Raw genomic sequence first — 16,412 nt, forward strand, 5'->3', positions numbered from 1 at the left:
CGCCCTTGGATTGCGCGTGTGGCTGGGTGTTAGCCCGCGACGACGTTTTGTTTCTGCACGCCGAGACCTGCGATGCCCAGTTCCATTTTGTCACCGGGTTTCAGGTAGGTTTCGGGTGTCTGGCCCATGCCCACACCCGGAGGGGTACCGGTGGAGATCACATCGCCCGGTTGCAGTGACATGAACTGGCTGAGATGCGAGATCACGGTCGCCACGTCAAAGTGCATCGTCTGGGTCGAGCCATCCTGATAGCGGTGGCCGTTGACCTCCAGATACATCGCCAGATCCTGCGGATCGGCCACCTCATCCCGGGTCACCAACCAGGGGCCGATAGGGCCGAAGGTGTCACAGCTTTTGCCCTTCACCCACTGGCCGGAGCGATGCAGCTGGAAGTCCCGTTCAGACAGGTCATTGACCACGCAGTAGCCCGCGACATGGTCCAGCGCGTCCTCTTTGCTGACGTATTTGGTGTGTTTGCCGATCACCACACCCAACTCCACCTCCCAGTCGGATTTAACCGAGGTGCGGGGGATTTCCACGTCATCATTGGGGCCGCAGATCGCGGAGGTGGCTTTGAAGAAGATCACCGGTTCCTCAGGCAGCGCCATGCCGCTTTCTGCGGCGTGGTCGGCGTAGTTGAGGCCGATGCAGATGAATTTGCCCACCTGCCCAACGCAGGGGCCAAGGCGTGGACCGCCGTCAACCAGCGGCAGGGTGGCGGGGTCCAGATCCCGCAGCTTGGCGAGGCTCTCATCGTTCAACGCTTCGCCAGCCACATCGTTGATCACGCCGGACAGATCGCGCAGTGCGCCGTCCTGGTCTAGCAGGCCGGGTTTTTCTGCGCCGGGGGCGCCAAATCGCAGCAGTTTCATCTCTTGTTCTCCCTAAATCTTATACCGACCAGCCGCCGTCGATGGCGTGGGTCTGTCCTGTGGTGAAGGCGCTGTCATCGGAGGCGAGGTAAATCGCCAGCGCGGCGATTTCCTCGGCGGTGCCGATGCGGCCCATGGGTTGGCGGGCGATGAAATCTTTCAGCGCCTTTTCGTAGTTGCCGGTGGCCCGTAGCCGGTCATGCATAGACGGGCTGTCAACGGTGCCGGGGCAGATTGCGTTGCAGCGGATGCCGCGGGTTACGTAATCCGCGGCGACCGATTTGGTCAGCCCGATGACCGCCCCCTTGGAGGCGCAATAGGCAAAGCGATTTGGCACCCCTTTGAGCGAGGAGGCCACCGAAGACATGTTGATGATCGAGCCGCCGCCATTGTCCAGCATCGCAGGCAGGGTCAGCTGGATCAGCCGGTACATGGCCTTGACGTTCAGGTCGAAGCTGAAGTCCCAGTCTTTTTCATCACATTCCAGAATGGTGCCGCCCGCAACGTATCCGGCGCAGTTGAACAACACATCCAGCGGCGGCAGATCGGCTGCGGCCTTGGCAACCGCGTCGGCGTCGGTCACGTCCAGCTTCAGCGCGGTCACACCGACGATTGCGGCCAGTTCGGCCAGCGATCCCTCATTAATGTCGCTGGCAATCACCTGCGCACCTTCGGCCACAAACAACTCCACCGTCGCGCGGCCAATGCCCTGGCCTGCCGCCGTGATCAGCGCGGTTTTGCCTTTCAAACGTGATCCCATATCACACCTCCTCTGGCAGCAGATCTGCTGCAATATTCTGGTAACACACAGGCCGCAGGAACCGGCGGATCGACAGGGTGCCGACCGAGGTTGCGCCAAAATTGGTCGATGCAGGGTAGGGACCACCATGCACCATAGAGTCGCAGACCTCCACGCCGGTGGGGAAGCCGTTGGCCAGGATGCGGCCCGCCTTGCGTTCCAATAGCGGCAGCAGCTGCGCTGCGGTGGCTTTGTCATCCGCGTCATAATGCAGGGTGAAGGTCAGCTGGCCCTCAATCTGGCGGGCGATCTCCTGCATCTGGGCGATGTCCTTGACGCGCACGATGATGCCAAGGGGGCCAAATACCTCTTCCTGCAGGTGGGGGGTGTTCAGCCAATCCTCGGCAGACACCGCAAAGAGGTAGGGCGCCGCATCGCGCCCGGCGCAGGGCTGGCCCATCAGCTTCTCGACCGCATCCCCGTTTTCAATGCGTGCGGTGCCCGCGCGGTAAGCATCGGCAATCCCTGCGGTCAGCATGGTTTGCGTGTCGGTTTCGCCAAGTGCTGTCAGCGCCGCCTGCTGAAAGGTGGTGGCATGCTCATTGTCCAGAACCACCGCGATGCCGGGGTTGGTGCAGAACTGCCCCGCCCCCATCGAAAGCGATGCCGCCCAGCCTGCACCAAGGGTTTCGGCCCGGTTGGCCATGGCGTCAGGCAGCAGGAACATTGGATTGACCGAGCCCAATTCACCAAAGAAGGGGATCGGCTCATCCCGTTGGGCGCAGAGGTCAAACAGCGCGCGGCCACCGCCAAGGGAGCCGGTGAAACCCACAGCACGGATCAGCGGGTGCTGCACCAGCCGGGTGCCAACATCACGCTTGCCGCCCTGCACCAAGGAGAAGATGCCGGGATGCAGATCCAGCGCCTTGATCGCCGCATCAATGGCTTGGGCCACAATCTCACCCGTGCCGGGATGGGCGGAGTGGCCTTTGACAACAACGGGGCAGCCTGCGGCCAGCGCGGCGGCGGTGTCACCGCCCGCGGTGGAAAAGGCCAGCGGGAAGTTGGAGGCGCCAAAGACCGCAACCGGGCCCAGCGGGCGCTGGATCATGTGCAACTCCGGACGGGGTAGCGGTGCGCGATCGGGCAGGGCGTCATCATGACGGCGGTCAAGGTAATCGCCCTGTTCGATATGATCGGCGAAAAGGCGCAGCTGACCGGTGGTGCGGCCCCGCTCGCCCTCCAGCCGGGCGGCGGGCAGGCCGGTTTCCTGTGTGCCCACCTCGGTGATCTGGTCACCACGGGCGTCAATCTCATCCGCGATGCGGCGCAAGAGGGTTGCGCGATCGAGACGGCTGGACCAGCCGAAGCTGATGAAGGCGTCTTCAGCGGCCTCAACCGCGGCATCCACATGCTGCGGGGTGCCGGCGGCGAACGCATGGCTGGGGCCATGGGCGGTTTCGGACGAAAACGTGGTCTCGCCGCTGACCCATTCGCCAGCGATCAGGTGTTTTCCGGTCAACATAGTCTGTTTCCTCACAGAAGGCCGCGGGCGGCCAGATTGCGCATCAGGTGAGAGGCCCCAAAGGTCCATTCAGGGCATTCGGTGGACAGGCGGACCGTATTGGTCAGGCTGCCCAGTTTTGGATTTGCGATGGTCACCACATCCCCCAGCTTGTGGGTGAAGCCGCCACCGTTGGTGTCACGGTCTTGGGTCGGCGCGAAAAGCGTGCCGAGGAACAGCATCAACCCGTCGGGATACTGGTGGTGGCGGCCAATGGTCTGGCGCACCAGATCGGCAGGATCGCGGCTGATCTGCGCCATTGAGGAATGACCGTTCAGCACAAAGCCATCTTCGCCGGTGACGGTCAGCGTCAGTTCGGCACTGCGCACATCGTCCAGCGTGAAACTGTCATCAAACAGGCGGATCATCGGGCCAATCGCGCAGGAGGCATTGTTGTCTTTGGCCTTGCTGAGCAACAGGGCTGAACGCCCCTCCACATCGCGCAGGTTCACGTCATTGCCCAAGGTGGCGCCTTTGATGATGCCCTTTGAGGTGACGGCCAGCACCACCTCAGGCTCGGGGTTGTTCCAGGTGGAGATCGGGTGCAGCCCAACCTCGGCCCCTGCTCCGACAGATGAGAGAACCTGCGCCTTGGAAAACACCTCGGCGTCGGGGCCGATGCCAACCTCAAGATATTGCGACCACAGGCCTTCTTCGATCAGGGCCTGTTTCACGGCCTCTGCCTCGGCCGAGCCGGGGGTGATGTTTGACAGGCTGTCCCCGATCCGGGCGCCGATGCGGCCACGGATGGCGTCTGCCTTGGCGGGATCGCCTGCGGCCTGTTCTTCGATCACCCGTTCCACCATGGAGCCCGCGAAGGTGACGCCGCAGGCCTTCACCGCCTGCAGATCGCAGGGCGCCAGCCAAGCAAATTGCCCATCATGCGGCTCCACCGTTTTGCCCGGGACATTGCGCAGGTAGCTGATGGCATCGTCCATTTCCAGAATGTCGCGCACGGTTGGGGCGGATTTGCTAGTGATATCCGTCACCACACCCTCGCGCAGGGTCACAACGCAGGGGCCAACACCGGGGCGCTCAATTCGACCCAGCCAAAGGCCGTTGGGATCAAGGTTCAGTGATTGCATGGGGTCAGGTCCTGATATTGTAGGTCGTCATGGCATTGAGGCCAAAGATGGCGGCGCGATCTTCGGCGGACAGGTCGGCCAGCAAGGCCTCACTGGTGTCCATCCAGGTGTCATAGCTGGCGGCAAGGGTGCAGACGGGCCAGTCACTGCCCCAGATCAGCCGGCGCGGGCCGAAGGCCTGCAACAGGTGCTGCACGTAGGGTTCCAGATCTTTGCGGGCCCAAGGCGTGCCGGCTTCGGTCACCAGACCGGAGAGTTTGCAGCGGATGTTGTCCAGCGCGGCAAGCGCGGTCATATCTGTCGCCCACTCCGTGATCTGTTCTTGCGCAATCAGCGGCTTGGCGCCGTGGTCGATGACAATCCGCATGTCCGGGTGGCGTTGCGCCAGCTGATGCAGCGCGGTCAGGTGCTGCGGCAGGGTGAGGGCGTCAAAAACCAGATCGTGGTGGATGATCGCCTCTAACACCGGGGCGAACTGAGGGTTCAGCATCCAATCCACATCCGGGATGTCCTGGATCATCGGGCGAATGCCCAGCAGATACGGATCCTGCGCCAGTTGATTGAGCTGATCGACGGCGTCCGCTGCTTCAAAATCGATCCAGCCGACAACCCCTTTGATAAAGGGGGTTTGATGGGCAAGGTCCAGCATGAAGCGGGTTTCGGCAACCGTCGGCGCGGCCTGAACCAGCAGGGTGCCGTCGATGTTCCATTTGCTGAGGATCGGCGACAGGTCATCGGGCAGGAAATCCCGGTAGATGGGTGCCAGTCCGGGTGTCAACCAGCCGTAATCGCCACGGGCCAGCGCCCAGAAATGCTGATGTGCGTCCAACCTCATCCGATCACACCCTTTTTCAGGATGATATTGCCGTAAAGCCGGGTTTCGCCCGTTTGCACAACCGCATAGGCCGTTGCGGCGCGATCGTAGAAGGCAAAACGCTCAAGGCTTTGGGTCGGCACGGGATTGTCGGCAACCTCTTGGATGATGGTGTTGAAATCCGCCACCGCTGCGGGCACCTCCTCCGGGGCGTCAACGACCTGCATGGTCAGGGCGGGATCTGCCACGTAGCGGTCCAGCGGCATGACCTGCAGCACAGCGCGCAGCATCTCACTGGCGCTGGATCCATCCGCGCGGATGCAGGTGGGGCCAAGGCTGCTGGCCGGGAAATTCGCATCGGCGATCACGATCTCATCGCCATGGCCCATTGCGCGCAGGGTTTTCAGCAACTCGGGGGACAGGATTGGGTCGATGTTACGCAGCATCGGTCAACTCCGACGGTAGCGGCGCATCTGGGCGGATCAGCCCTTCGGCCCGCAGATCCTGCCATAGGGCGGTAGGGATCTGGCGTTCCATCAGCGCGGCATTGGCCTGCACCTCGGCGGCGGAGACGGCACCGGGCACCACGGTTTTGATACAGGGGTGGCCCAGCACAAATTGCAGCGCGGCAGCGATCAGTGGCGTGTCATGCGCGGCGCAGACCGCCTCAATCCGGCGCACACGTTCCATGATGTCTGGCGGGGCGTCTGCATAGTTATACTTGGCCCCCGGCACCGCGCCGGTGGCCAATATGCCCGAGTTGTAGGGGCCGCCCAGAATGATCCCAACGTCGCGTTTTTCACAAAGCGGCAGGAAACTGTCGAGCGCCTCTTGCTCCAGCAGGGTGTAGCGCCCGGCCAGCAGGAAGCCGTCAAAATCCCCAAGGCCCAGCAGGCGTTCGCAGACCTGCCATTCGTTGACGCCAGCGCCGATGGCCGCCACTTCGCCTGCATCGCGCAGCTCACTCAGCGCGCGGTAGCCGCCGCCATCAAACAGCTCGCGCACCTTCGCGTCCGAGGCCTCCTGGCTGCCCTGACTGAAGGCGCAGACATCATGCACCAACAGGATATCTACCGCATCCACGCCAAGGCGCGCTTTGCTTTCCTCATAGGAACGCATCACCCCGTCATAGCTGTAATCAAAGACGATCCGTTTCTGCGGCACGTCGACAAAGGCTTCGGGGGTGACCTCATACGGTTCACAATCCAGCAGCAACCGCCCCACCTTGGTCGAAAGCTGGATGTTTTCACGGCCAAACCGCTGCAGGGCGGTGGCAAATCGCATCTCGGATCGGCCCAGCCCGTATTGCGGCGCGGTGTCAAAGAAACGGGCGCCGCAGTCATAGGCCGCCTGCAGGGCTGCCTGCGCATCCTGCTCTTCGACCTTGCGGTAGAGGTTGCCCAGCGGGGCGCCGCCAAATCCCAACTGCGTCAACGGGACAGGGCGCGATGTGCGCTGGTTCAAAAGTCGCAGTTTGGATGTGCTCATGTCAGGTCTCGATGGTCTTAATGCTTCTGAAACAGCTCGGGCTTGTCGGCTTGAAGGGCCGCGATACGCGGCAGCAACTGGCCGATATGGCGCTGCATTTCACGCTGCGCCGCCTGTTCGTCACGGTCGCGAATGGCGTTGAACAGCCCGCGGTGCTCTTCCAGCGTTTCGGCCACACGGCCGGGTGTTGGCAGCAGCAGCAGACGGGCACGGGTCACCTGCAATGACACGGTCTGGGCCACATCCGGCAGCCGTTGGAAGCCGGTGAACTCCATCAGCATCTGGTGAAATTCCTCATCCGCCTGATAGAAGCCGGTGATGTCATCGTCTTCGACCAGCAGTTCCTGCAGGCGCATGTTGCGGCTGAGTTTTTTCAGCTGATCCTCGGTGATGTCGCGGGCCACCTTGGCAATTGTGGCCACTTCCAGCGCTTCGCGCAGGAACACACCTTCGCGGATTTCGTCCATCGAAAAATAGGACACATGGGTGCCGGACTGGGGCACCACATCAACCAGCCCGTCATTGGCCAGACGGGCTATGGCTTCGGTCACCGGGGCGCGGGAAACACCAAGTTTCTCGCAGATCGGTGCCTTTCTCACATTGGCGCCGGGCGGGAAGTCCAGCGCCAGAATGGCCTCTTTCATTGCTTGATACACCCGCTGGGCCAAGGAGCCCTCGAGGGTGGAAATATCAGCAAGCAAGGCTGCATCAATGTCGTTCGTATTATCCATACTGATATTACTATCATGCTAACATGTTAGTTGACAAGTGGTGTGTTGGCGGTTTAGCCAAAAAGGGTCGGTAAGAGAGAAAATAATGCTGAACTTGGAAAAAGATAATAAATTACAGGGTGTTGGTAGGGATTCGGATCGCAAGGTTCTGCGGTTGAATCCGCAGGACAACGTGCTCATCGCCCTGCAAGACCTGCCGGCGAATGCAGAATTGGTGGGCTGTGACTGCACCACCCAAAGCCCTGTTCCACGGGGGCATAAAATCGCCTCGCAGCCGATCGCATCGGGCGCAAATGTGGTGCGCTACGGTCAGATTATCGGTCAGGCCAAATGTGAAATCCTGCCCGGCGCCCATGTCCACAGCGACAATCTGGGCATGGGGGATCACAAACAGGATTACGCCCACGCCAGCGCCGCCGTGCCGTTGGAGCCGATCACCGATGGCCGGACGTTCATGGGCTATCACCGCGCTGACGGTCGGGTGGGCACCCGCAACTATGTGGGCATTGTGACCACGGTGAATTGTTCGGGGTCAGTCGCGCGGTTCATCACTGAGGCGGCGGAGCGTGCTGGGCTGCTGGCGCAATTTCCAAACATCGACGGGATTGTGCCGATTGTGCATGGCACCGGCTGCGGCATGTCGGGGGTGAATGAGGGGTATGAGACCCTGTTCCGCACCCTGTCGGGTTACGCGCAGCATCCCAATTTTGGCGGCATCCTGCTGGTCGGGCTGGGTTGCGAAGTGATGCAGCTGCAGGATCTGGTGGGCGGTCAGCCGATCCGCCCGGACGGGATCCTGCGCTATATGACGATCCAGAACGAAGGTGGCACCCGCCGCACGATCGAACGTGGTCTGGACCAGCTGCAGGGTATCCTTGCCGAGGCCAACAAAGCCGAACGCGCCCGGGCCCCGGTCAGCGAAATCACCGTCGGGATGCAATGTGGTGGCTCGGATGGCTATTCCGGCATCACGGCGAACCCGGCGCTGGGCTATGCCTCGGATCTGCTGGTGCGCCGCGGGGGCACCACGATCCTGTCGGAAACATCTGAAATCTACGGCGCCGAACACCTGCTGACCCGCCGCGCCGAAAATGCCGAGATCGGTGAAAAACTGATCGAACGTGTGGTCTGGTGGGAAGATTACTGTGCCCGCAACGGCGGCGAGATGGACAACAACCCAAGCCCCGGCAACAAGCGCGGCGGGTTAACCACCATCCTTGAGAAATCGCTGGGGGCTGTGGCCAAGGGCGGCATGGCGCCGTTGAGCGGGGTCTACAAGTTTGCGGAGAAGATTGACCGCAAGGGCTTTGTCTTCATGGACAGCCCCGGCTTTGACCCCTGTTCGGTAACCGGTCAGGTGGCGTCGGGGGCGAACCTGATTGTCTTTACCACCGGGCGCGGCTCGGTCTCGGGCTATCAGCCGACACCCTGCATCAAGCTGTCCACCAATTCTGAAATGTACGCCCGCCTGTCTGAGGACATGGACCTGAACTGCGGGGACATCGTGACCGACGGGATCAGCGTTGAGGCGAAGGGTGAGGAGCTTTTCGAACTGCTGATCCGCGTGGCCTCGGGGGAGAAAACCAAAAGTGAGGAGCTGGGATTTGGGGGCGTGGAATTCGTGCCCTGGCAAATTGGCGCGGTGATGTAGCGCCGCCGAACCGAAACGGAAGTTCAAAGAAAGAAGGGAGGAGACATGTCTAAGCTGGTCGAGATGACGGGGATTGAAAAGTATTTCCCCGGCGTGCACGCGCTCAAAAGCGTGCAGTTCGATATCGCCCCTGGCGAGGTACATGCTCTGATGGGGGAAAATGGCGCGGGCAAGTCCACGCTGATGAAGATCCTTTCGGGGATCTATCAACGTGACGGTGGTGATCTGATCATCGCAGGGCAAAGCGTCAATCCGACAACACCGGGGGAAGCACAGGATCTGGGCATCGGCATCATTCATCAGGAGTTAAGCCTGATGAACGATCTGACCGCCGCGCAGAACATTTTCATCGGCCGCGAGCCGCGCAAAAGCTTTGGGCGGCTGGATGAGGCGGCGCTGAACGCCAAGACGGCCGAGATCTTTGCCTCGATGAACCTGAACCTTGATCCCAAGGTGCTGGTTGGGTCCCTGACAATCGCCAAGCAGCAGATGGTGGAAATCGCCAAGGCGCTGTCGTTCCGATCCAAGGTGCTGATCATGGATGAGCCGACAGCAGCGCTGAACGACACTGAGATTGCTGAGCTGTTTGCCATCATTCGCCGCCTGAAATCCGAAGGCGTGGGCATTGTTTACATCAGCCACAAGATGGATGAGCTGAAACAGATCGCGGATCGGGTCACCGTGATGCGGGATGGCGAATATGTGGGCACGGTTGGTGCTGCCGAGACGCCGATCAGTCAGATCATCGCGATGATGGTGGGTCGTGAGGTCAATGAAAAGCCGCTGGAGGTGCCTGATCTGGGCGACGCTGAGGTGTCGCTGAAGGTTCAAGGGCTAAGCCGCGGTAAAGAGATTAAGGATGTCAGCTTCGCGGTGCAGCGTGGCGAGATCCTGGGTTTTGCCGGTCTCATGGGGGCCGGTCGGACGGAGGTGGCACGCGCCATCTTCGGGGCGGACCGTCGTGATGCCGGTGTCATTGAGGTGCATGGCGCCAAGGTTGATATTCAATCGCCCAGTAACGCGGTGAAGGCCGGGATCGGCTACCTGTCAGAGGATCGCAAACACTTCGGTCTGGCGACGGGCATGAATGTGCGGGACAATATCGCGCTGTCCTCGCTGGACCTTTTTGCCACGCGTCAGGGGGTGCTGAATGAGGATAAGATGGCGGACACCGCCAAGTTCTTCATCCATCAGCTTGGCATCCGCACCCCGTCGGACAGTCAGGAGGTGCGGCTGCTCTCAGGTGGCAATCAGCAGAAGGTGGTCATCGCCAAATGGCTGCTGCGCGACTGTGACATCCTGATTTTTGATGAGCCGACCCGGGGCATCGACATCGGGGCGAAATCGGAAATCTACAAACTGCTGGAAGAGCTGGCAGCCGAGGGCAAGACGATCATCGTCATCTCATCTGAACTGCCCGAAATCATGCGCCTCAGTCACCGGATCGCGGTGATGTGCGAGGGTCGACTGACCGGCATCCTGCCCGGCGGCAAAGAAACAACCCAAGAAGACATCATGCAGCTGGCGACCCAACGGGATGCCGCCTTGCGTGTAGCGGAGACAGTCTAATGAGCACCGTATCTGACGTGAAAGAAAAATCCCCACTGGCCAATCTGGGCGACAGTGGCGCCTATCAGAAGCTATTGGCCTTCGCCAGTTTGATCGCACTGCTGATCGGTTTCTCGATTGCGTCGCCGAACTTCATGCAGACCTCAAACATGATCGCGATCCTGCAGGCGACCTCGGTCAACGGGGTGTTGGCGGTGGCGGCGACGCTGGTGATCATCACCGGGGGTATCGATCTGTCGGTGGGCACGCTGATGACCTTCTGCGCGGTGATCGCCGGTGTGGTGCTGACCTACATGGGGATGCCGCTGCTGCTCGGTGTTGCGGCGGCGATTGGCGCAGGCGCGCTTTGCGGTCTGGCCTCGGGCACCTTTGTGGCCAAGATGAAGATCCCGCCGTTCATCGCCACCCTTGGCATGATGCTGATCCTGAAAGGCCTGTCGCTGGTCATTTCCGGCACCCGGCCGATCTATTTCAACGACACGCCGGGGTTCGACCAGATCTCGCGCGGGTCACTGATTGGCGAGGTGATCCCGGCGCTGCCGATCCCGAACGGTGTGCTGATCCTGTTTCTGGTGGCCATCGCGGCGGCCTATATCCTCAGCCGCACCGTGCTGGGCCGCTACACTTTTGCCCTTGGGTCCAACGAAGAGGCTGTGCGCCTGTCCGGTGTGAACACTGATGCGTGGAAAATGCGCATCTACGCGCTGGCCGGCGGCATCTGTGGCATCGGCGGTATCCTGATTGCCTCGCGCCTGAACTCGGCGCAACCCGCATTGGGTCTGGGCTATGAGCTGGAAGCGATTGCAGCGGTTGTGATCGGCGGCACCTCACTGTCGGGCGGCCGTGGCACCATCCTTGGCACCATCATCGGCGCCCTCATCATGGCGGTTCTGACCAATGGTCTGCGCGTCCTGTCGGTGGCGCAGGAATGGCAGACCGTGGTGACCGGCGCGATCATCATTCTGGCGGTTTATGCCGACATGGTGCGGCGCAAGAAATCGGGCTGAGGCCCGTGGGGTGGGATCCCTGACCCGCCCCAACCAACCAACGACAACGTGACATTAATCGGAGGAGTTACACATGCTTACACGTCGTTTTATCCTGGGTGCCCTGAGCGCCGCAGCCCTGACCGCCCCTGCCTCAATGGCATCGGCCGCAGATGAGCTGTACATCCCGCTGGTCTCCAAGGGCTTCCAGCACCAGTTCTGGCAGGCGGTGAAATCCGGTGCTGAGCAGGCCGCCGAAGAGTACGGTGTGCGCATCACCTTCGAAGGCCCGGACAATGAAACCATGGTTGACCGTCAGATCGATATGCTGGCCGCCGCACTGGCCAACAAACCGGCCGCAATCGGCTTTGCCGCGCTGGACAGTCAGGCGGCCATTCCGCTGCTGCGTCAGGCCAATGAGGCGGGCATCCCTGTGATCGCTTTCGACAGTGGCGTTGACAGTGACATCCCGCTGGCCACCGCCACCACCGACAACGCGCTGGCGGCTGGCATGGCGGCTGACAAGATGGCCGAGCTGATTGGCGGCAAAGGCAAGGTTGCCGTTGTGGCCCACGACCAGACCAGCCGCACCGGCATCGACCGTCGCGATGGTTTTGTGAACCAGATCGAAGCGAACTACCCCGATATTGAGGTTGTGACTGTTCAGTATGGTCAGGGCGATCATCTGAAATCCACCGAAGTGACCAAAGCCATCCTGACCGCCAACCCGGATCTGGACGGTATCTTCGGCACCAACGAAGGCTCGGCCATCGGCGTGGTGAACGGTGTGCAGGAACTGGGCACCAAAGATCTGGTCATCATCGGCTATGACAGCGGCAAAGCGCAGAAAGACGCGATCCGCAGCGGTCTGATGGCGGGCGCGATCACCCAGAACCCGGTGGGCATCGGCTATGAAACCGTGAAGGCAGCGGTGATGGCGCAGAAGGGTGAAACTGTGCCAGCGCTGATCGACACCGGCTTCTACTACTATGATGCCAGCAACATCGACGATCCGAAGGTTGCCGCGGTTCTGTACGACTAAGATCCGAAACCTCCCTGAATGGCCCGCCACTGGCGGGTCATTTCTTTTTGGGGTTCCTGCACTGCGGGTCGCGCCGGGGCACTTCCAAAAACCTTTGATTCTGTGGTTTCTACGGCCTGAATTTGGCACGCGCTTTGCGCTACATTGCTGGCGAAGCCCTGTGCACAGGATTGCAAAAGCCGCTGAGCAGTGTGGTTGTGTTCCTGAGGTCACAGAAGCCTAAAAGTAATTGCTGCAAGGCAACCTATTTAGGTTGATTGCGCCAGTTCCCTCCCCTAGAACAAAGAAAAACCTGCACTAAAGTACAGGTGAATACAAATTCAAGTGGTCGACGCAGCGCCTACTCGCGCGGTTTACCTGAGGGAAATCAAGGCCAGAGGCAGGCCAGGGGGCAGAATTCATGAAGCAACAGTTTTTGCTGGGCGCCGTTGTGGCTGCGCTGACGCTATCGGGCTGTGCAAACTCAACCAGCAAGGCCACGCCTGAGCGGCTGGCGGCCTTGCGTGATGCGGGTCTGGATCAAAAGGCCGGTGAAAAACTGGACAAACGTCTGGCCAAGACGCTGGCCCGGGGCCAGAAAAACGGGGACCTTGAGGGGCAGTTTGCCGACCTCGGTCAGGAAGAGGGCGCGGATCTGGCGACCCTTGTTGCAGCGGCACTGGAAAGGAACCCCCGGATCGGGGCGGCGGCACAGAACATCAACCTTGCTGATGCGCAGCGGATGAACGCTATCTTTGGCTACCTGCCGCAGGTCCGTTTTGTGCTGGATCACAGCAATATCCAGCAAAGCGTGATCGACAGTGACAACGAAGTGTTCCAGCTGGGTGAGGCGGAATATCCGGTGCAGTCGATGCAGCTGCGTCTGGAACAGCCGATCTTTGATCTGGCGCGGATCTTTGGCATTCAGCACGCGGGCAATGCGCGCTCACTGTCGGAGGTGGAATATATCCGTACGGTGCGCGATGTGTCTTATGAGGTGCTGGATACGTATCTGGTGGCCTCGCAGGCCCGCACCCGCTCGCAACTGCTGCGCCGTCGCATGGCGCTGATGTCGCGTCAAATCGACAGTCAGGACGTGCTGGATGAAACCGGTCTGGGCGATCTGGTGAAATCAGCCTCCCTCAGCTCCGAACGCTCAACACTGGCCGCCGAGGAGGCCATGGCCGCCGCCGAATATGCCGAAGCGTTGGGCACGCTGGCGCGTCTTACGGGCCAGCGGATCGATGAGGTGCCGCGCATCACCATGCCGCGGGGCCTTGTCGGGGCGGAGCGGAAGATCAGCGCGGATGACGCCGTGGCGCTGGGTCTGAAAGAAAACCCGCTGATGATGGCGGCGGCGCTGACAGCTGTTGGCGCGGAGCTGGAGCGGCGCACCGCGATTGCCGATGATTTCTCGCCTGTGTTGATGGCCTATGCCTCGATGAAGCAGGAAGATCGCGCAGACAGCCGGTTTGGCGGTGGCTCACTGACCGAGGACACCACCATGGGCATCAGCCTGACCATCCCGCTGTTTAACGCGGCAGGTGAAGGCTATGCGATGCTGCCGGCCACCGTGCAGGCGCGGGCGGCGACGCTGGATTACCATGCCCGCCAGCGTGAGTTGGAAACCAACATTCGTTCCACCCATCAGCGCATGGGTGAGCTGCGCAAGGCACTGTCGCGATCGACCCGTGCCTCCGGCGCAGCGGCGCGGGCCTTCCGGACCGAAAAGCTGCGGTTTGACAATGGCCAGTCGGCTGAAATCGCCGTGGCCGCGCGGGAGTTGCGCTATGCGGTGACGCGGGAACGGGTGGCCTACTATCAGGTGGAATATATCCGGGCCTGGGCGCGTCTGCAGTACTTGGCGGGGGCAGATCTCAGCAAGGCTGAACTGTGAGGATGCGCGCGCCCCGGGGGCTGTTGGCCCTATCGCTGACCGCAATGATCGCGACTGGTCCGGCTCATGTGCTGGCCGATCAGCCTGTGCTGTCGAAAGAAGAGTTTGCCGCGCGTGCAGGCGCAGCGGCGCCTGCATTGCGGCAGATCAACTGCACCGTCAAACCGCTGCGCGTTGTCGAACTGGCCGCGCCGTCACCGGGCACGGTTGCCAAGGTGCATGTACGCCCCGGTGATCAGGTGAAGGTCGGCGATCTGCTGGTTGAGCTGGACACCACCATCCTAGAGGCCGAGTTGAACGTGGCCAAGGCTCGGGCGGCGGATCTGACTGAGCTGAACGCTGCCAAGGTGCGCCGTGATGGGCTGGCCATCAAAGAGGCGCGGTTGGCCAAGGCCAGCGCACAGCGTGCGGTTTCGGTATCGCAGCACGACGCGGCGGTGCTGGATCTGGCACTGGCTGAGGCGGAGATCACGCAGGTTGAACAGGCACTGGCGCTGGCCGCGTTGGAGGTTGAGCGGACCAAGACGATCCTGGATTCGATGCAGCTGCGCAGCCCGGTCGCGGGTGTGGTTGGCGAAAACCTGATCGATCCCGGTGAGGCCGCAGGGCAGGAACCTGTGGCGACCCTTTATGTGAACCAGCCGCTGCGGGTTGAGGCCTTTGTGCCCTCGGCCCTGATCAGCAGCTTTGCGGCGCAGGATCGCTTTGACGCGGCGATCGGCACGCCCGTGGCGCAGCACAGCCTCAGCCTTGATTACATTTCGCCGGTTGCTGACCTGGCCTCAAACACCATCAGCGTTTTCTTTTTGCTGTCAGCCGACAGCGTGTTGCCCGGCAGCAAATGCCAGATCGATCTGGCTGCGGCACGGGTGCAGGAGTGATGAAGTTGCAAAAGACAAACCAAACCCTGCCTTTGAGCCTGCTAATGGCGGCCACCACATTGATGGCCCCGCAGGCCATGGCGCAGCAGGCGGGCAATGGGCAGCTGACCGTTGGGGTCAGCCATTCCACGCTTTACGGTTCCACCGCTGATATCAGCCTTTCGGGCGAAGACATCGCCGGCAGTGGCGTGGATTTAGACTTGGAGCACCGACTGGGCGATGAGGGTCAGGGCAGCCGGGCCAGCATCACCAAGACATGGGACTTGGGGCAAAGCGCGCTGGGCGCGGACAGCTGGGCCGCCATTGAGGTGAACGGCGCGCTTTCGGATTGGGATATCCGCCCCTACAGCGAAAGCCATATCGGGCTTGAGCTGCAGTTTGGCGCGGCATTGGGGCAGAACCTGTCCTGGCAGGGCAGCCTGTTCTGGCAGCGTGATGAGCTGGATGACCTCGACAGCGGCATTTCCTCGATTATCGCGGCGGATAGCGGTGAAAGCGAAGTGGCAGGTCTGACCCTGGGGCTGCATTGGGACAGTGCGCGTGGGCGCGAACTGCTCCAGCCGGGCACCTCGGCAGCTTTGGGCGGCAAGCTTTCGGTGGCGCAGCAGGGGCGGCGGGACAGCCGGCACCTCTATGCCAGTTTCGAAACCACTCAGGCGTTGGCCGGTCGGACGGTCTGGCGGCTCAGCGCCAGCGGCGGGGCGGTGCGTGGCACGGGGGATGACGGCTATGTGCATATCCTCGACCGCGCCTTCCTTGGTGGCAAAGCGCCGCGCGGCTTTGCCTCGGGCAGTGCCGGGCCGCGCGACACCAGCACCGGCGACGCGCTGGGCGGCACCAAATACCTGACCGGCAGTGCCGAGGTTCTGACCCCCGGCTGGCGCGAAGACGTGGCGCTGGGTGTGTTTTACGATTTCGGCAGTACATGGGATCTGCCCGGCATTTCAGGTGTCGATGACAGCCGCCACTGGCGCAGCAGTGTTGGTGTCTCAGGACATTGGCGAAGCCGTTACGGCGATTTGTCCCTGTCCTGGGCGGCGCCGATCAACAGCCAAGACATTGATGAAGAACAGCGCCTGTCGCTGTCCTTGAACGCACGTTTTTAACCGGTCCC

15 protein-coding genes are annotated in these 16,412 nt (G+C 61.5%); 7 read left to right on the forward strand and 8 right to left on the reverse strand.

From position 1 onward, the window contains the following. Positions 1-29: 29 nt before the first annotated feature. Genes ACORLH_RS00635 through ACORLH_RS00670 form a run of 8 tightly spaced genes read right to left on the reverse strand, consistent with a single transcriptional unit; the run spans position 30 to position 7,293 of the window. A complete protein-coding gene (locus tag ACORLH_RS00635) occupies positions 30-872 on the reverse strand; it encodes a fumarylacetoacetate hydrolase family protein (RefSeq protein ID WP_321830673.1) in 843 nt (280 codons plus the stop codon). 19 nt (positions 873-891) lie between these two features. Further along, on the reverse strand, positions 892-1,632 hold the full coding sequence (locus tag ACORLH_RS00640) for an SDR family oxidoreductase (RefSeq protein WP_321830674.1): 741 nt from the start codon (positions 1,630-1,632) through the stop codon (positions 892-894). A 1-nt stretch (position 1,633) separates the two neighbouring features. Beyond that, complete coding sequence (locus tag ACORLH_RS00645; RefSeq protein WP_321830675.1) at positions 1,634-3,136, reverse strand: aldehyde dehydrogenase (NADP(+)); 1,503 nt, start codon at positions 3,134-3,136, stop codon at positions 1,634-1,636. 11 nt (positions 3,137-3,147) lie between these two features. Next, positions 3,148-4,260, reverse strand: coding sequence for a fumarylacetoacetate hydrolase family protein (locus ACORLH_RS00650; RefSeq protein ID WP_321830676.1), 1,113 nt, complete (start codon positions 4,258-4,260; stop codon positions 3,148-3,150). 4 nt (positions 4,261-4,264) lie between these two features. Then, positions 4,265-5,095 carry an amidohydrolase family protein gene (locus tag ACORLH_RS00655; protein WP_321830678.1) on the reverse strand — a complete coding sequence of 277 codons (831 nt, stop codon included), beginning with the start codon at positions 5,093-5,095 and terminating at the stop codon, positions 4,265-4,267. After that, the gene (locus ACORLH_RS00660) at positions 5,092-5,520 is read right to left on the reverse strand and encodes an RbsD/FucU family protein (RefSeq protein ID WP_321830679.1); all 429 of its coding nucleotides are present in this window, start codon (positions 5,518-5,520) and stop codon (positions 5,092-5,094) included. The genes ACORLH_RS00655 and ACORLH_RS00660 overlap by 4 nt, the downstream gene beginning before the upstream one ends. Next, the gene (locus ACORLH_RS00665) at positions 5,510-6,562 is read right to left on the reverse strand and encodes an aldo/keto reductase (RefSeq protein WP_321830681.1); all 1,053 of its coding nucleotides are present in this window, start codon (positions 6,560-6,562) and stop codon (positions 5,510-5,512) included. Before ACORLH_RS00665 ends, ACORLH_RS00660 begins: the two co-directional genes overlap by 11 nt. 17 nt (positions 6,563-6,579) lie before the next feature. Next, positions 6,580-7,293, reverse strand: coding sequence for a GntR family transcriptional regulator (locus tag ACORLH_RS00670; protein ID WP_321830682.1), 714 nt, complete (start codon positions 7,291-7,293; stop codon positions 6,580-6,582). 85 nt (positions 7,294-7,378) lie between these two features. Here ACORLH_RS00670 and ACORLH_RS00675 point away from each other — a divergent pair, with 85 nt between their 5' ends. From ACORLH_RS00675 to ACORLH_RS00705, 7 genes are all read left to right on the forward strand, one after another. Beyond that, positions 7,379-8,944, forward strand: a complete 1,566-nt coding sequence (locus tag ACORLH_RS00675; protein ID WP_321830684.1) for an altronate dehydratase family protein — start codon at positions 7,379-7,381, stop codon at positions 8,942-8,944. 45 nt (positions 8,945-8,989) lie between these two features. Next, positions 8,990-10,513 carry a sugar ABC transporter ATP-binding protein gene (locus ACORLH_RS00680; protein ID WP_321830685.1) on the forward strand — a complete coding sequence of 508 codons (1,524 nt, stop codon included), beginning with the start codon at positions 8,990-8,992 and terminating at the stop codon, positions 10,511-10,513. After that, positions 10,513-11,520: an ABC transporter permease gene (locus tag ACORLH_RS00685; protein ID WP_321830687.1), complete on the forward strand. Its 1,008-nt coding sequence runs from the start codon at positions 10,513-10,515 to the stop codon at positions 11,518-11,520. The genes ACORLH_RS00680 and ACORLH_RS00685 overlap by 1 nt, the downstream gene beginning before the upstream one ends. A gap of 73 nt (positions 11,521-11,593) precedes the next feature. Next, on the forward strand, positions 11,594-12,541 hold the full coding sequence (locus ACORLH_RS00690; protein WP_058245440.1) for an ABC transporter substrate-binding protein: 948 nt from the start codon (positions 11,594-11,596) through the stop codon (positions 12,539-12,541). Between the two features lie 400 nt (positions 12,542-12,941). After that, positions 12,942-14,417 (forward strand): TolC family protein, encoded by a 1,476-nt coding sequence (locus ACORLH_RS00695; protein WP_321830689.1) that lies wholly within the window; start codon positions 12,942-12,944, stop codon positions 14,415-14,417. Between the two features lie 2 nt (positions 14,418-14,419). Further along, positions 14,420-15,298, forward strand: coding sequence for an efflux RND transporter periplasmic adaptor subunit (locus ACORLH_RS00700; protein WP_321830691.1), 879 nt, complete (start codon positions 14,420-14,422; stop codon positions 15,296-15,298). Positions 15,299-15,303: 5 nt separating this feature from the next. Then, complete coding sequence (locus ACORLH_RS00705; protein ID WP_321830692.1) at positions 15,304-16,404, forward strand: BamA/TamA family outer membrane protein; 1,101 nt, start codon at positions 15,304-15,306, stop codon at positions 16,402-16,404. Positions 16,405-16,412: the final 8 nt, after the last annotated feature.

Source organism: Thalassovita sp. (genome assembly GCF_963691685.1).
Classification (GTDB): Bacteria; Pseudomonadota; Alphaproteobacteria; order Rhodobacterales; family Rhodobacteraceae; genus Thalassobius.

Bases quoted from the DNA above. Each gene is read 5' to 3' on its own strand.
- ACORLH_RS00700 (WP_321830691.1), top strand. From the start codon at position 14,420: ATGCGCGCGCCCCGGGGGCTGTTGGCCCTATCGCTGACCGCAATGATC.
- ACORLH_RS00650 (WP_321830676.1), bottom strand. From the start codon at position 4,260: ATGCAATCACTGAACCTTGATCCCAACGGCCTTTGGCTGGGTCGAATT.
- ACORLH_RS00670 (WP_321830682.1), bottom strand. From the start codon at position 7,293: ATGGATAATACGAACGACATTGATGCAGCCTTGCTTGCTGATATTTCC.
- ACORLH_RS00640 (WP_321830674.1), bottom strand. From the start codon at position 1,632: ATGGGATCACGTTTGAAAGGCAAAACCGCGCTGATCACGGCGGCAGGC.
- ACORLH_RS00645 (WP_321830675.1), bottom strand. From the start codon at position 3,136: ATGTTGACCGGAAAACACCTGATCGCTGGCGAATGGGTCAGCGGCGAG.
- ACORLH_RS00635 (WP_321830673.1), bottom strand. From the start codon at position 872: ATGAAACTGCTGCGATTTGGCGCCCCCGGCGCAGAAAAACCCGGCCTG.
- ACORLH_RS00675 (WP_321830684.1), top strand. From the start codon at position 7,379: ATGCTGAACTTGGAAAAAGATAATAAATTACAGGGTGTTGGTAGGGAT.
- ACORLH_RS00680 (WP_321830685.1), top strand. From the start codon at position 8,990: ATGTCTAAGCTGGTCGAGATGACGGGGATTGAAAAGTATTTCCCCGGC.
- ACORLH_RS00695 (WP_321830689.1), top strand. From the start codon at position 12,942: ATGAAGCAACAGTTTTTGCTGGGCGCCGTTGTGGCTGCGCTGACGCTA.
- ACORLH_RS00665 (WP_321830681.1), bottom strand. From the start codon at position 6,562: ATGAGCACATCCAAACTGCGACTTTTGAACCAGCGCACATCGCGCCCT.
- ACORLH_RS00685 (WP_321830687.1), top strand. From the start codon at position 10,513: ATGAGCACCGTATCTGACGTGAAAGAAAAATCCCCACTGGCCAATCTG.
- ACORLH_RS00655 (WP_321830678.1), bottom strand. From the start codon at position 5,095: ATGAGGTTGGACGCACATCAGCATTTCTGGGCGCTGGCCCGTGGCGAT.
- ACORLH_RS00660 (WP_321830679.1), bottom strand. From the start codon at position 5,520: ATGCTGCGTAACATCGACCCAATCCTGTCCCCCGAGTTGCTGAAAACC.
- ACORLH_RS00690 (WP_058245440.1), top strand. From the start codon at position 11,594: ATGCTTACACGTCGTTTTATCCTGGGTGCCCTGAGCGCCGCAGCCCTG.